Origin of the sequence: Streptomyces aureus (assembly GCF_001418135.1) — a bacterium.
Taxonomy (GTDB): domain Bacteria; phylum Actinomycetota; class Actinomycetes; order Streptomycetales; family Streptomycetaceae; genus Streptomyces; species Streptomyces aureus_A.
Genome location: NZ_LIPQ01000275.1, coordinates 1 through 14,026, shown reverse-complemented (window position 1 = coordinate 14,026; position 14,026 = coordinate 1). Strand labels below are relative to the sequence as shown.

General features: G+C 73.0%; 15 protein-coding genes and 1 riboswitch. Of the genes, 12 read left to right on the top strand and 3 right to left on the bottom strand.

The features are described from left to right. The first annotated feature begins 222 nt into the window (after positions 1-222). From AOK00_RS37390 to AOK00_RS22655, 10 genes are all read left to right on the top strand, one after another. Positions 223-504: a GMC family oxidoreductase N-terminal domain-containing protein gene (locus AOK00_RS37390; protein ID WP_159041829.1), complete on the top strand. Its 282-nt coding sequence runs from the start codon at positions 223-225 to the stop codon at positions 502-504. Between the two features lie 404 nt (positions 505-908). After that, on the top strand, positions 909-1,901 hold the full coding sequence (gene dhaK, locus AOK00_RS22695) for a dihydroxyacetone kinase subunit DhaK (protein ID WP_055602139.1): 993 nt from the start codon (positions 909-911) through the stop codon (positions 1,899-1,901). 26 nt (positions 1,902-1,927) lie between these two features. Next, positions 1,928-2,563 carry a dihydroxyacetone kinase subunit DhaL gene (gene dhaL, locus AOK00_RS22690; protein ID WP_055602138.1) on the top strand — a complete coding sequence of 212 codons (636 nt, stop codon included), beginning with the start codon at positions 1,928-1,930 and terminating at the stop codon, positions 2,561-2,563. Beyond that, entirely contained in the window at positions 2,560-3,081 is a 522-nt protein-coding gene (locus AOK00_RS22685; RefSeq protein ID WP_437441438.1) for a PTS-dependent dihydroxyacetone kinase phosphotransferase subunit DhaM, read from the top strand. Before dhaL ends, AOK00_RS22685 begins: the two co-directional genes overlap by 4 nt. A gap of 132 nt (positions 3,082-3,213) precedes the next feature. Further along, positions 3,214-3,420, top strand: a riboswitch (cobalamin riboswitch). A gap of 29 nt (positions 3,421-3,449) precedes the next feature. Next, complete coding sequence (locus AOK00_RS22680) at positions 3,450-4,148, top strand: energy-coupling factor ABC transporter permease (protein ID WP_030319292.1); 699 nt, start codon at positions 3,450-3,452, stop codon at positions 4,146-4,148. Then, the gene (locus AOK00_RS22675) at positions 4,145-4,546 is read left to right on the top strand and encodes an energy-coupling factor ABC transporter substrate-binding protein (protein WP_055602137.1); all 402 of its coding nucleotides are present in this window, start codon (positions 4,145-4,147) and stop codon (positions 4,544-4,546) included. Before AOK00_RS22680 ends, AOK00_RS22675 begins: the two co-directional genes overlap by 4 nt. Positions 4,547-4,552: 6 nt before the next feature. After that, entirely contained in the window at positions 4,553-5,302 is a 750-nt protein-coding gene (cbiQ, locus tag AOK00_RS22670) for a cobalt ECF transporter T component CbiQ (RefSeq protein WP_055602136.1), read from the top strand. Next, complete coding sequence (locus tag AOK00_RS22665) at positions 5,299-6,195, top strand: energy-coupling factor ABC transporter ATP-binding protein (RefSeq protein ID WP_055602135.1); 897 nt, start codon at positions 5,299-5,301, stop codon at positions 6,193-6,195. Before cbiQ ends, AOK00_RS22665 begins: the two co-directional genes overlap by 4 nt. Positions 6,196-6,395: 200 nt before the next feature. Continuing rightward, positions 6,396-8,411 carry an NADPH-dependent 2,4-dienoyl-CoA reductase gene (locus AOK00_RS22660; RefSeq protein ID WP_055602134.1) on the top strand — a complete coding sequence of 672 codons (2,016 nt, stop codon included), beginning with the start codon at positions 6,396-6,398 and terminating at the stop codon, positions 8,409-8,411. 32 nt (positions 8,412-8,443) lie between these two features. Beyond that, positions 8,444-8,980 carry a PadR family transcriptional regulator gene (locus AOK00_RS22655; RefSeq protein ID WP_055602133.1) on the top strand — a complete coding sequence of 179 codons (537 nt, stop codon included), beginning with the start codon at positions 8,444-8,446 and terminating at the stop codon, positions 8,978-8,980. Positions 8,981-9,038: 58 nt separating this feature from the next. Here the strand turns inward: AOK00_RS22655 and AOK00_RS22650 are convergent, their stop codons facing one another. Next, positions 9,039-9,356, bottom strand: a complete 318-nt coding sequence (locus AOK00_RS22650) for a hypothetical protein (protein WP_055602132.1) — start codon at positions 9,354-9,356, stop codon at positions 9,039-9,041. 269 nt (positions 9,357-9,625) lie between these two features. Here AOK00_RS22650 and AOK00_RS22645 point away from each other — a divergent pair, with 269 nt between their 5' ends. Next, positions 9,626-11,017: an FAD-dependent oxidoreductase gene (locus AOK00_RS22645; protein ID WP_055602131.1), complete on the top strand. Its 1,392-nt coding sequence runs from the start codon at positions 9,626-9,628 to the stop codon at positions 11,015-11,017. Between the two features lie 79 nt (positions 11,018-11,096). On the opposite strand, the gene AOK00_RS22640 is transcribed toward AOK00_RS22645, so the two are convergent. Next, the gene (locus tag AOK00_RS22640; protein WP_055602130.1) at positions 11,097-12,437 is read right to left on the bottom strand and encodes a DUF2252 domain-containing protein; all 1,341 of its coding nucleotides are present in this window, start codon (positions 12,435-12,437) and stop codon (positions 11,097-11,099) included. Positions 12,438-12,621: 184 nt separating this feature from the next. On the opposite strand from AOK00_RS22640, the gene AOK00_RS22635 reads away from it, so the two are divergent. Continuing rightward, on the top strand, positions 12,622-13,380 hold the full coding sequence (locus AOK00_RS22635; RefSeq protein ID WP_055602129.1) for a GntR family transcriptional regulator: 759 nt from the start codon (positions 12,622-12,624) through the stop codon (positions 13,378-13,380). Between the two features lie 112 nt (positions 13,381-13,492). Here AOK00_RS22635 and AOK00_RS22630 read toward each other — a convergent pair. After that, the coding region (locus AOK00_RS22630) for an amino acid permease (RefSeq protein WP_159041828.1) at positions 13,493-14,026 on the bottom strand (534 nt) is incomplete at its 5' end.

Below are 14,026 nucleotides of genomic sequence, written 5' to 3'. Positions count from 1 at the left end.
CGTCGGAACCGCCTCGCAGGAGCCGCCGCCGCGCCCCCGCGAGCGACCGGCGTCCCTGATGAGGAACCTGTACGCGATCTTCGACTGACGGGCCGTCGCGACAGCGGCGGCGCGTCCGGGATCGGGATCCGAATCGGGGTCGGGGTCGGGGTCGGGGTCGGGGTCGGTCAGCAGACCTCGAGCTCGTAGATCCGCGCGGCCTGGTTGGTCGTCTGGGTCGGGGTGGTCACCTCGACCCGGGGTGCGAAGAACTCCACCGCCGCCACCTGCCTGTCCGACGTCGTGGCCCACGGCGGACGCCTAGAGACCGACTGCCACGCCGAGACCGTCCTCGTACGGGACGGGGCCGCGTACGGCGTCACCGCCCGGATCACCGAGGCTAATGACGCCGACCACCGGATCACCGTGCGCTCCCTCCACGTGGTCGTCGCTGCCGGTGCCCCGTCTTCTTCCCGCCGCCCTCGGGAACTCCGGGATCGCGACCGGCGCCGCTCGTGCCACTGAGGAGGGACGCCCTGGCCGGCGGTGGCGTACGTCCGAGCCAGGAGAGGACCTGGCCAAGACGCGACGGCATACCCGTCGACGCAACCCCACTCGCAGGAGAGGCGCCTCCCCGGCGCCTGCCCCCTTCGCGGCCGGAGCTGTACGGGAACCCCTACCGCTCACGCGGCAGTGCGCGGCCCTGCCGCTGCGCCGATAATTGCTCCGTCACACACAGAAGCAAAGCGCCGACCGACCGAACCTTCCCTGACACTCCGTCAGAGAAGTCAGCAACGAGTCAGCATCAGTACCGTCGAGGACCGCCCTGGAGCGCTACGGACCGCCCAAGATCGAAAATCCGTCTCGCCCCATCTGATCTGCGAAAACCCCGTCTCCCGCCTGCCTGCTAATCTCATCAGGAGGTATCCGTGAGGATGCTCATCAACGTCCCCGAGACCGTCGTCGCCGACGCGCTGCGCGGGATGGCCGCCGCTCATCCCGAGCTCACCGTCGACGTGGAGCGGCGGGTCGTGGTGCGGCGGGACGCGCCCGTGGCCGGGAAGGTCGCCCTGGTGTCCGGCGGTGGCTCCGGGCACGAGCCGTTGCACGGGGGCTTCGTGGGGCCCGGGATGCTGGCGGCCGCCTGTCCCGGGGAGGTGTTCACCTCGCCGGTGCCCGATCAGATGGTGCGGGCCGCGGCCGCCGTCGACAGTGGCGCCGGGGTGTTGTTCGTCGTCAAGAACTACACCGGTGACGTGCTGAACTTCGAGATGGCGGCGGAGCTCGCAGAGGACGAGGGCATCCAGGTCGCCAAGGTCCTGGTCGACGACGACGTCGCCGTCACGGACAGTCTCTACACGGCCGGCCGGCGCGGGACGGGTGGCACGCTCTTCGTGGAGAAGATCGCGGGCGCGGCCGCCGAGGAGGGCGCGCCCCTGGAACGCGTGGAGGCGATCGCCCGCCGGGTCAACGAGCGCTGCCGTTCCTTCGGCGTCGCGCTGAGCGCGTGCACCACCCCCGCCAAGGGCAGCCCCACCTTCGGTCTCCCCGAGGGCGAGCTGGAGTTGGGCATCGGAATCCACGGCGAACCGGGCCGCGAGCGGCGCCCGATGATGACCTCCCGCGAGATCGCGGACTTCGCCGTCGACGCCGTCGTCGAGGACCTCCGCCCGTCCGGGCCCGTCATCGCCCTGGTGAACGGGATGGGCGCCACCCCGCTCCTCGAGCTGTACGGGTTCAACGCCGAGGTGCAGCGCGTCCTGGGCGAGCGGGGTGTGCCGGTGGCCCGGACGCTGGTCGGGAACTATGTGACCTCGCTCGACATGGCCGGCTGCTCGGTGACCCTGTGCGAGGTGGACGAGGACCTCCTGCGCCTCTGGGACGCGCCCGTGGAGACGCCCGCGCTGCGCTGGGGCCGGTGAGACCGGCGGAGGGAGAGGGGACCGACATGACGCAGACCTTCGACGCCGACTTCCTCGTGCGCTGGCTGGCCGCCGTGGCCGAGGCCGTCGACCGGGAGGCGGACCGGCTCACCGAGCTCGACTCGGCCATCGGTGACGCCGACCACGGCGCCAATCTCAAGCGCGGGTTCGCCGCCGTGACCGAGACCCTGGCCAAGGACCCGCCCGCGACGCCGGGCGCGGTGCTCACCGCCGCCGGGCGGCAGCTGATCTCCACCGTGGGCGGGGCCTCGGGACCGCTGTACGGCACGCTGCTTCGCCGTACCGGCAAGACGCTCGGCGACGACGGGCGCGTCACCCGCGAGCAGTTGGCGGAGGCGCTCGACTCCGGCGTGACCGCCGTGTCCCAGCTGGGCGGCGCACAGGTGGGCGACAAGACGATGCTCGACGCGCTCGTGCCGGCCGTGGAGGGGCTGCGGGACTCGTTCGGCGCGGCCCGCTCGGCGGCCGAGGAGGGCGCGCTGGCGACCGTACCCCTGCGGGCACGCAAGGGCAGGGCCAGCTATCTGGGCGAGCGGTCGGTGGGGCACCAGGATCCGGGGGCCACGTCCTCGGCGCTGCTGTTCGCCGCGCTCGACGAGATCGCCCGCACGGAGGCGTCGGGCGCCGAGGGGGCGTCATGAGCGCCGGTAGCGGGACCGACTCAGGTGCGGTCGACCCCGGCGAGACCGGGTCCGGTTCGGGCCCCGGGGCCGGGTCCGAGCCCGGGGCCGATCCGCGGTCCGGGCCCGGGTCCACGTCCGCGGCCGTCGGCCTCGTGCTCGTCTCGCACAGCGCCGCCGTCGCGACCGCCGTGGCCGAGCTGGCCCGGGGGCTCGCCGGTGGCGGTGACCTCGCCCCGATCCTCCCGGCCGGCGGGACCCCGGACGGTGGTCTCGGGACGAGCTCCGAGCTGATCTCAGAGGCGGCGAAGGCCGTCGACCGGGGCGCCGGTGTGGCGATCCTCGTCGATCTGGGGAGCGCGGTGCTCACCGTGAAGGCCCTCCTCGCCGAGGGCGACGAATTGCCCGAGGGCTCCCGGCTCGTGGACGCGCCGTTCGTCGAGGGCGCGGTCGCCGCCCTGGTCACGGCGAGCGCGGGCGGGGACCTCGGCGCCGTGGCGGCGGCCGCTTCGGAGGCGTACGCCTATCGCAAGGAGTGACCGAGGCGGTGACCGCGAGAGTGCCCCCGGGGTCGCCCGGGGCCGCCCCCGGGACGCCCCGGCGCGACTGCGGGGAGTGAGCGAGGGGCCGCACCCGGTGGCGACCGTGTTGTGATCCAGCAGGTCAACGCACTAATGTCGCAGGGCCTTGGTGTACGGGAAACCGGTGCAGTACCGGTGCGGCCCTCGCCACTGTGATCGGGAGGTCCGGCTCCACCCCCGCGGGGAACACCCTCGGGGAAGCCACTGGACCACGTCGGGAGACCGTCGTGGTGTGGGAAGGCGGAGTCGGGCGGAATGACCGTCAGCCAGGAGACCGGCCAGGGTGCGTTGTCCATCCACGAGGTGCTGGAGAGGGTCTCCCAACCATGCATATAGCCGAGGGGTATCTGCCCCCTGTGCACGCGGCCGCCTGGGGCGTCGCGTCCGCGCCGTTCGTCGTCCACGGGGTCCGCGCGCTGACCCGCGAGGTGCGCTCGAATCCTGAGTCCACCCTGTTGCTCGGCGCCGCAGGCGCCTTCACGTTCGTTCTGTCGGCACTCAAGTTGCCTTCCGTGACCGGCAGTTGCTCACATCCGACGGGCACGGGCCTGGGCGCCATCCTGTTCCGGCCGCCGATCATGGCGGTCCTGGGGACGATCACCCTGCTCTTCCAGGCCCTGCTGCTCGCCCACGGCGGGCTCACCACGCTCGGCGCGAACGTCTTCTCGATGGCGATCGTCGGGCCCTGGGCGGGATACGGGGCCTACGTACTGCTGCGCCGGTTCGGTGCGCCGCTGATGGTCGCCGTCTTCTTCGGCGCGTTCGTCGCCGACCTGTCCACGTACTGCGTGACCAGCGTCCAGCTGGCGCTCGCCTTCCCCGACCCGGGCAGCGGCATCCCCGGCGCACTCGCCAAGTTCGGCGGGATCTTCGCCGTCACGCAGATCCCGCTCGCGGTCAGCGAGGGCCTGCTCACCGTGCTCGTGATGCGCCTGCTCACCCAGTCCAGCAAGGGCGACCTGATCCGGCTCGGCGTCCTCGCAGGACGCACGTCGGAGCGACGCGAGGAGGCGACCGCGCGATGAGCCGGAACGCGAAGATCAACACCCTGCTGCTGCTGATCGTCGCCGCGCTCGCGGTCCTGCCGCTCGCGCTGGGACTCGGGGACCACAAGGAGGAACCCTTCACGGGGGCCGACGCGGAGGCCGAGACCGCGATCACGGAACTCCAGCCGGACTACGAGCCGTGGTTCAGCCCGCTCTACGAGCCGCCGTCCGGGGAGATCGAGTCGGCGCTGTTCGCCCTTCAGGCGGCCCTCGGCGCCGGTGTCCTGGCGTACTACTTCGGCCTGCGGCGCGGCCGCCGACAGGGGGCGGCGCGGGCCGGGGCGGACGAGTCCGATGCCGGTGCCGCGACCGCGACCGGAACCGCGGACGGCAGGGGCGGCTCCGGCGGCGGGTCCGCCGGCGGGCCGGGCGCGTAACCGCCGATGCTGCCGATCGACGCGGCGGCGCACAGCAGTCGCTGGCGCCGCCGCCATCCGGCCGAGAAGGCGCTTCTCGGCTTCGGTCTCACCCTGTGCGCGGTCGGTCTGCCGCCGTGGCCCGGCGCGGTCCTCGTCGCCGCGGCCACGCTCACGGTGCTGCTCGGTCCGGCCGGTGTGCCGGGCCGGGCGCTGTGGCGGGCGTTCCGCGTCCCGCTCGGGTTCTGTGTGACGGGCGCCATCCCGCTGCTCTTCGAGGTGGGCGGCGCCCGAGGGCTCGTGGCCCTCGCACCGGACGGTCCGACGCACGCGGGCGAGTTGCTGCTGCGGACCGCCTCGGCCTCGCTCGGGGTGCTGCTCTTCGCGTTCACGACGCCGGTGTCCGACGTCCTGCCCCGGCTGGTACGGGCAGGGGTGCCGGCACCGGTGGTGGACGTGGCGCTGGTGATGTACCGGATCATCTTCCTGCTCCTCGACGCCATGTCCAAGATCCGGCAGGCGCAGGCCGCCCGGCTCGGGCACACCACACGGGCCGCGACCTGGCGTTCCCTCGCGGGCCTCGGTGCGACCACGTTCGTACGGGCCTTCGACCGGGCGCAGCGTCTGCAGTCGGGGCTCGCCGGGCGCGGGTACGACGGGACGCTGCGGGTGCTGGTGCCCGCGTGCGCGCCCTCCCGTCCGTTCCTCGCCGCGACGGGTGGGCTGCTCGCCGGGCTCGTCGCCCTCACCCTCGTACTGGAAAGGCTTCTTCCGTGACGTCTCCGACCCCTGTCGTGGAACTGGTGCACGCCGGCTTCGCCTACGAGGACGGGCCCCCGGTCCTGTCCGGCGTGGACTTCGCCGTGGCGGAGGGGCGGGCGGTCGCGCTGCTCGGGCGCAACGGCAGCGGCAAGACGACGCTGCTGCGACTGCTCAGCGGCGGGCTGCGGTGCGTGAGCGGGTCGCTGTGCCTGGACGGTACGGAGGTGGCGTACGACCGGAAGGGGCTGACCCGGCTGCGGACGACCGTGCAGCTGGTGGTGCAGGATCCCGACGACCAGCTGTTCGCCGCGTCCGTGGACCAGGACGTGTCGTTCGGTCCGATGAACCTGGGACTGCCCGAGGACGAGGTCCGGCGCCGGGTCCGTGAGGCCCTGGAGGCGCTGGACATCACCGCGCTCGCGGACCGGCCGACGCATCTGCTGTCGTACGGGCAGCGCAAGCGGGCGGCGATCGCGGGGGCGGTGGCGATGCGGCCCCGGGTCCTGATCATGGACGAGCCGACGGCCGGTCTCGATCCGCACGGCCAGGAGCGGCTGCTCGACGCGCTCCAGCGGCTGCGGGAGGCCGGTACGACGGTGCTGATGGCCACGCACGACGTGGATCTGGCGTTGCGCTGGGCGGACGAGGCGGCGGTGTTGACCCCGTCGGGGCTGCGGACCGGTCCGGTCGCGGAGCTGCTCGCGGACGACGCCCTGCTCGACGAGGCCCGGCTGCGCCGGCCCTGGGGTACGGCGGTGGCCCGGCTGCTCCGCACCCATGGCCTGCTCGCCGCGGGGGCGGCGGAGCCTCGGACGCCGGAGGAGCTGGACGTGTGGCTCGGAGCGGCGGCGACTCCACTGCGTGCCGAGCCGCTCGGAGCGGCCACGACTCCTCGGCGCACCGAGTAGCTCGGAGCGGCGGCGGCTGCCCTGCGCACCGAGTGGCCAGGAGCGGCGGCGGCTCTCTCCGCGGGAGCCGCACACGCCGGGCGGCCACCGGAAGCTACCGAGTAGTAGACATCACGTCCCGAATCTTCTGCAACTAGTTGCACAAGAGGTGGGGGTCCCCTAGAACTGAGGACGACGATCCTGCGCGAGGAGGCGCCCGCATGACCCCGTACCCGCACCTGCTGAGCCCGCTCGACCTCGGGTTCACCACCCTGCCCAACCGGGTGATCATGGGGTCGATGCACGTCGGCCTGGAGGAGACCGAGCACGGCTTCGAGCGCATGGCCGCCTTCTACGCCGAGCGGGCCCGCGGTGGCGTGGGCCTCATCGTCACCGGAGGCATCGCACCCAACGACGCCGGTCGCCCCTGGGACGGCGGCGCCAAGCTCACCACCGCCGACGAGGTCGCCGAGCACCGGCTGATCACCGACGCCGTGCACGCCGAAGGCGGCCGGATCGCGATGCAGATCCTGCACTTCGGCCGGTACGCGTACCACCCCGCGCTCGTCGCGCCCAGCGCCCTCAAGGCCCCCATCAGCCCCTTCGTACCGAACGAGCTGACGGACGCCGAGGTGGAGCAGACCGTCGAGGACTACGCCCGCTGCGCCGAACTCGCCAAGGAGGCCGGATACGACGGCGTCGAGGTGATGGGCTCCGAGGGCTACCTCATCAACGAGTTCATCGCCGCCGCGACCAACCAGCGCACCGACCGCTGGGGCGGCTCCTACGAGAACCGCGTCCGTTTCCCCCTGGAGATCGTCCGCCGGATCCGCGAGCGCGTCGGCGAGGACTTCATCCTCGTCTACCGCCTCTCGATGCTGGACCTGGTGCCCGGCGGCTCCACCCTGGAGGAGGTCGTCCGGCTCGCCAAGGAGATCGAGGCCGCCGGGGCCACCATCATCAACACCGGCATCGGCTGGCACGAGGCGCGCATCCCCACCATCGCCACCTCCGTGCCGCGCGGTGCCTACACCTGGGTGACGAAGAAGCTGATGGGCTCGGTCTCCGTGCCGCTCGTCACCAGCAACCGCATCAACACCCCCGAGGTCGCCGAGGAGATCCTCGCCGACGGCCGCGCCGACCTGGTCTCGCTGGCCCGCCCCTTCCTCGCCGACCCGGACTTCGTCGCCAAGGCCACCGCCGACCGCGCCGACACCATCAACACCTGCATCGGCTGCAACCAGGCCTGCCTGGACCACACCTTCAACCTGAAGATCACGTCCTGCCTGGTCAACCCGCGCGCGTGCCACGAGACGGAGCTGGTCCTCTCCCCCACCCGCCGCGCCAAGCGGATCGCCGTCGTCGGCGCGGGCCCGGCCGGCCTCTCCTGCGCGGTGTCGGCCGCCGAGCGCGGCCACTCCGTGACCCTCTTCGACGCGGCCGCCGAGATCGGCGGTCAGCTGAACATCGCCAAGAAGGTCCCCGGCAAGGAGGAGTTCGACGAGACGCTGCGCTACTTCCGCGTCCAGCTCGCCGAGCGCGGGGTCGACGTCCGCCTCGGCACGCCGGTCTCGGCCGGTGACCTGGACGAGTTCGACGAGGTCGTCGTCGCCACCGGCGTCTCCCCCCGCACCCCCGGCATCGCGGGCGTGGACCACCCGAGCGTGCTCAGCTACCTGGACGTGCTGCGGGACGGCGCCCCCGTCGGCGAGCGGGTCGCGATCATCGGCGCCGGCGGCATCGGCTTCGACGTCGCCGAGTTCCTCACGGACGGCGGGGAGGGCGCGAGCCAGGACCCCGAGACGTATTTCCGCCAGTGGGGCGTGGACACCTCGTACGAGAACCGGGGCGGCCTGCGCGCCCCCGAGCGCGGCGCGCCGCCGCGCCAGGTGCACCTGCTCCAGCGCAAGGAGTCCAAGGTCGGCGCCGGCCTCGGCAAGACCACGGGGTGGATCCACCGCACCGAGCTCAAGCACCGCGGCGTCGCGATGGTCGCGGGTGTCTCGTACGACCGGATCGACGACGAGGGCCTGCACGTCACGATCGGCGGCGAACAGCAGGTGCTGCCCGTCGACACCGTCGTGCTCTGCGCGGGCCAGGAGCCGCGCCGGGACCTGTACGAGGAGCTGGTCGCGGCGGGCCGCGTGGCGCACCTGATCGGCGGCGCCGACGTGGCCGCCGAGCTGGACGCCAAGCGGGCCATCGACCAGGGCACCCGTCTCGCGGCCACCCTGTGATCACCGTGGCCGGCCACTCCTAGGATGCGTCCATGTCCCTCCCGCACGCGATCCTCACCGCTCTGCTCGAGAAGCCGTCCTCCGGCCTCGAACTGACGCGCCGCTTCGACAAGTCGATCGGCTACTTCTGGTCGGCCACGCACCAGCAGATCTACCGCGAGCTGGGCAAGCTGGAGCAGGCGGGGCACATCCGTGCCCTGCCCGCCCCGGTGCCGGTACGGGGACAGCGCAAGGAGTACGAGGTGCTGCCCGCGGGCCGTGAGGAGCTCGGCACCTGGGTGGCGAGGTCCGAGGACCCGAAGCCCATGCGGGCCGCCCTGCTGCTCCGGATGCGGGCGGCCGCGGTGGTCGGGGCGTCGGGCCTGCGCGCCGAGCTGACCCGTCATCTCGCTCTGCACCAGGAGCAGCTGGACGAGTACCTCGCGATCGAGACGCGTGACTTCCCGAGCGAACGCCGCCACTCGGAACCCGACCGGCTGCGCCATCTCGTCCTGCGGGGCGGGATCGAGATGGAGCGCTTCTGGGTGGAGTGGCTGACGGGGGCGCTGGCGGAACTCGGGACGGAGTGACGTCCGGGGCGGGATCGTCGGGCCGGGCCCAAGACCTGTCGGCCTGGGCCCTGTCGGCCTAGGCGAACCAGAGCTCGGAGTGCCGGTGGCGTGCGGGAGGGATGTCGACGGTGTCCGCCGCGTCCAGGTCGATGGTTCCGTCAGGAGCGTTCACGACGCTCAGGACACGGCCCACCCGGAGGCGCAGGCGCTGACGCGCCCGGCGCTCCTCATGGGCCGCTGCGCGTGCGACGCCGGCGTCCCGGTTGAAGCGGGGCCATCGATGGAAGACCACGGTGCGGCGGATCGCGCGCGGGTGAGGGCGCTCTCGGCCGCTGCAGGTGGCGGCGCGGCAGGCGCCGCCGTGGCGCAGGTCGTACAGCGTGAGGCGCGCCAAGGGGCCCCCGGCGCCGACTCATTGTTCGGCCAGCGGCGTGAGCCGGGGATGTGGTGTGCGGTGCGTGCCATGGGACTCCGTCGGTGAGCACCGCCAGGTATCTCCTGGCGGGCTACCTGAAGCCCCGGGGTCCCGTCGAACGTTCGTCTGCCACGCCCGTCACCCTGGCCGGGCTCCCGGGCGGCTGAAACCGAGTGGCGGTGCCGCCCCTCGACACGTACCCGCGTGGATACTGGGTGTTTGGAGTTCCACGACACGAAAGGGCGGGTATGGCCGACGACTTGGGGCATCGCGCGACACGTCACGCGGTGGTCATCGGGGGAAGTCTCGCTGGGCTGCTTGCCGCCCGGGTGCTGGCCGAGCACGCGGAGCGGGTGACGGTCGTCGAGCGCGACCGGCTGCCCGAGGGCCCGGAGGCGCGGGCGGGCGTCCCGCAGGGCAGGCACCTGCATGTCCTGATCGCGGGCGGGCAGCGGGCGCTCGACGAACTGCTCCCGGGATTCACGGACGAGTTGACCGAGCTCGGGGCGCCCACGGTGGGCGCCCCCGCCGACATGGTCCAGTGGCAGAACGGCAAGTGGTTCCGCCGTACCACCTCCACCACCCACCACTACACCGGCCCGCGACCCCAGCTGGAATGGCTGGTGCGGCAGCGGGTCCTCGCCGATCCGCGCATCGAGCTGATCGAGGGCACCGAGACCGTGGGCCTGACCGGCGACTCCTCGCGGGTCAGGGGCGTACGGCTGCGCGAGCGGGGCGCGGGGGCCGACAAGGAGACCCGCACCCTGGCCGCCGATCTGGTGGTGGACGCCTCCGGGCGCTCCACGAAGGCCGCCGACTGGCTCGCGGGGATCGGGGCGGAGGCTCCGCACGAGGAGACCCTGGACACGGGCCTCGCGTACGGCACCCGGGTGTACCGCGCCCCGGCCGACGACCCGGGCACCGACGCGACGGGCTACTACATCGTGCCCAACCCCGCCCAGGTGTACGGCGGTGTCGTGCTGCCCCTGGGCGACGGGCACCACCTGGTGACCCTCTCGGGGTTGCGCGGCGACGAACCGCCCACCGAGGAGGGCGCGTTCGAGGAGTACGCGAAGCGGCTGCCGCATCCGGTGATCAGCGACTGGCTGGCGCGGGCCGAGCCGGTGTCCCCGGTGTACGGCTTCCGCAGGACCGCCAACATCCGGCGCCGGTACGACCGTCCGGGCCGCCGTCCGGCCGGCTTCCTCGCGACCGGCGACGCGCTCTGCGCGTTCAATCCCATCTACGGGCAGGGCATGGCGGTCGCCGCGCTCAGCGCCGTCGCGCTGCGCCGGGCGCTCGCCGACCCCAAGCGCACCCCGACGACCCGTGCGGTGCAGCGCGCGCTCCTCGACGCGTCCCGGCAGGCCTGGGACATCTCGGCGGGCGCCGACAAGAAGATGCCGGGCGCGACCGGTGACGCGGCCCGGCCGGGTCCGATGGACCGGGTCGTCGGCTGGTACCTGGGCCGGGTGGTGGAGCAGTCCGCGGGTGATCCGGCCGTGGGGGCGTCGTTCCGTGCGGCGATGACCCTGACCGCCCCGCTGACGAGCCTCTTCGCCCCGTCGGTGGCGCGGGCGGTGCTCTTCGGGCCGGTCGCCGAGACGCCGGCGGGGCCGCCCCTGCGCCGCGACGCGTAGGGAGGGGACGCCGGGGCCGGGCCGCAGCCGTGGGGCCCGGCCCGGCCACCGGGGGGGGGTGGCCGGGCCGCGCTCCTCCTCAGGCCCCCGGCGCCGCCACCACCACACCCGCGGCGATGGCCCCGCCGAGCGCCGCGTAGTCGTCGGCGTTCTGGCTCGCGTAGGCGAGGGAGAAGTCGGCGACGGCACGGTCGAAGGCGTCCGAGCCGCCTAGGTACGCCGCGATCGCGATCCGGTCGCCCGAGCGGGCGTGGGCACGCGCCAGGGCGCGGCCGCAGAGCCTCGCGTAGTCCCGCAGCATGGCCGGGGACATGGTCTCCACCTCTGCGGACCCCTTCATGTCGCGCAGCTGGCGCCAGTAGAAGTGGCGGTTCTCGGGTCCGGTCATCCAGCCGAGGAAGATGTCGCTGGCGGCCTGGATGAGGCGCTGTCCGTAGACGACGCGGCGCCCCTGGTGGGCGTACGCGCTCGGCTCCAGGTAGGGCTCCAGGACCGAGCTGCCGGCCTCCTTGATCTGGAGGAGGAGCGGGTCGCCGTCGTCCCGGCCTTCGAGGAGCAGGACGAAGCAGCGGGTGCCGACGCTGCCGACCCCGACGACCTTGCGAGCGGCTTCGAGGAAGTGGTAGCGGTCGAGGAGCACTCGCCGCTCCTCGGAGAGCGAGCTGCGGTAGTCGTTGAAGATCTTGCCGAGGGTGACCCGGTCGATGTCCGTGGTCCGTTCGAGGAGCGGCGGGTCGTCGACGAAGTGCCGGGCGCCGGTCGCGTCGGTCTCGGTGAGCTTGGCGAGCGCGTGGAGGCTGGTGCGCCGGCGGGCGCGGGCGAGCCGGTTCTCGAATCGGGCGCGTTCGTCGCGGCGCACCAGGGGGACGAGGTCGTCGGCGGCGATCCGCTCGTACCAGACGGTGAGTTCCCCGAGGTCGGCGAGACGGCGCATGGTGGCCCGGTACGCCTCCACGCCGACGAGGGCCGCCCGGCGGGCCTTGGGCCTGCTGCTGCCGTTCTGGAGGGCGGCGACGGTGATGCTGGCGGCGAGCCTCTTCACGTCCCATTCGAAGGGGCCGGGGAGGGTCTCGTCGAAGTCGTTCACATCGAAGAGGAGCGTCCGTTCGGGTGAGGCGTAGACCCCGAAGTTCAGGAGGTGGGCGTCGCCGCAGAGCTGGACGGTGAGTCCGGTGTGGCGCTGGGCGGCGAGGTCGGCGGCCATGACGGCGGCGGCGCCGCGGAGGAAGGCGAAGGGGGAGGCCGCCATCCGGCCGTACCGGAGGGGTACGAGGTCGGGCAGCCGGTCCTGGGCCTGGTGTTCGAGCACGCCGATGGGGTCGGGGCGCTGGGAGCTGGGTATCCAGCGGCCGTGGGAGGAGCGGGGGACGTGCTTGCGGGCCGCCCTGCCCCGTTCGGCACGTTCCGACGGTGTCGTCATCCGGCCTCACCCGCCTCTTCCGCGGTCACGGTCTCGTCCCTGTCACCTGGTACCTCATTACAAGGTGACTCGCTCGTTTCGGCCACTCTGCCGATCAGCCCTGGCAAAATGGTTTAGACCAATGATAGGAATTGGTCACCCGCACGACCCATGCGGTCACGCTGAGCGAAGAGAGGGTTTGATCATGGCCGAGCCCGAATCCGAGGCGGCGGCAGACGCGCCGCTCTATCTCCGGGTCGCCGCCGCGCTGCGCGAGGACCTCGCCCACCGCCGCATCTCCCCCGGCAGCAGGCTCCCTTCGGAACGATCCCTGTCCCAGCGCTACCACGTCAACCGTCAGACGGTACGCAGTGCGCTCCAACTCCTGCGGGACGAACGGCTCGTGGTGACCGACCGGCGCGGCACCTTCGCCGCCTCCGGAGCCGAGGGCGGATGCGAGCCCGTCACCCCGGCCCTGACGGCCCGCCGGCCGACCTTCCCGGGCGGTCCCCGCGCGGCCGAGGCGCTGGTACGGGCCTCGCTCACCTGGGAGCCGCCGCCCACGCCACTGACGGCGCGGCTCCTGCTCACGCCGGGCGAGCCGACGCTGGTCCACCGGCACGTGGTGCTCGGGCCGCAGGGAACGGCGCTCCAGCGGGCGGTGTCGTGGTTCTCGCGGCCCGCGCTCACCGAGATCCCCCAGCTCGCGCGCTACCGGCGGGGGCGTGACTGGCGCCAGCAGCCCGATCTGCGGCTGCTCTACCACTGGATGCACCAGGCGGGCCTGCGGGTCACCCACCGGGAGTCGGTCGGCGTGCCGGGGACGGCCACGACGACGGCCGGCGGCGCGGCCCGGCTGATCGTCCACCGGGTGGTGAGCGATCAGCACGGGCACGCGCTGGAGATCACGGACATCGACTTCTCGGCCCAGTCGGCGGCCTGGACGTACGAGTTCAGCGCCTGAGCGGCGGGCCGGTTCCTGTCCGGTACGGGGACGGGAACCGGCTCTCTCGTCGCGGGACCCGGCTCCCCACGCCGCTCGGATCCTGGGCAACGTCGGCCCCCGGGCGGCTCCGTCAGATGATGCCCTCCGAGATCTCCGCCTCCTCGCGGGCGTTGCCGTACGCCGTCGGGGTGCCGTACGAGCGCCGGGCGACGTACCACCAGACGCTGGCCAGGACGAGCACGACGGCCAGCGCGATCACGGCGTAGTTCATGGTGTCGACCGTCACCGGGGACTTCTGCGGCAGGCAGAACAGCACGGTCACGAACGCCACCCAGACGACGGCGGTCCAACCGATGGGCTTGCTCCAGCGACCCAGGCTCCACGGGCCGGGCGTGAACCGGTTCCCGGCGCGCAGGCGCAGGTAGATCGGGATGGCGTAGGCGGGCGTGATGCCGATGACGTTGATCGCGGTGACGGCGCCGTAGGCGGTGGCGGAGTACAGCGAGGGGAGGGCGAGCACCGCGGCCACGGCCACGGCGAGCCAGACCGCCGGGACCGGGGTCTGGGTGCGGCCGCTGACCTTGCGCCAGATCGCCGAGCCGGGCAGGGCGTTGTCACGGCTGAAGGCGAAGACCATGCGGCTGGCGGCGGCCACCTCGGCGTT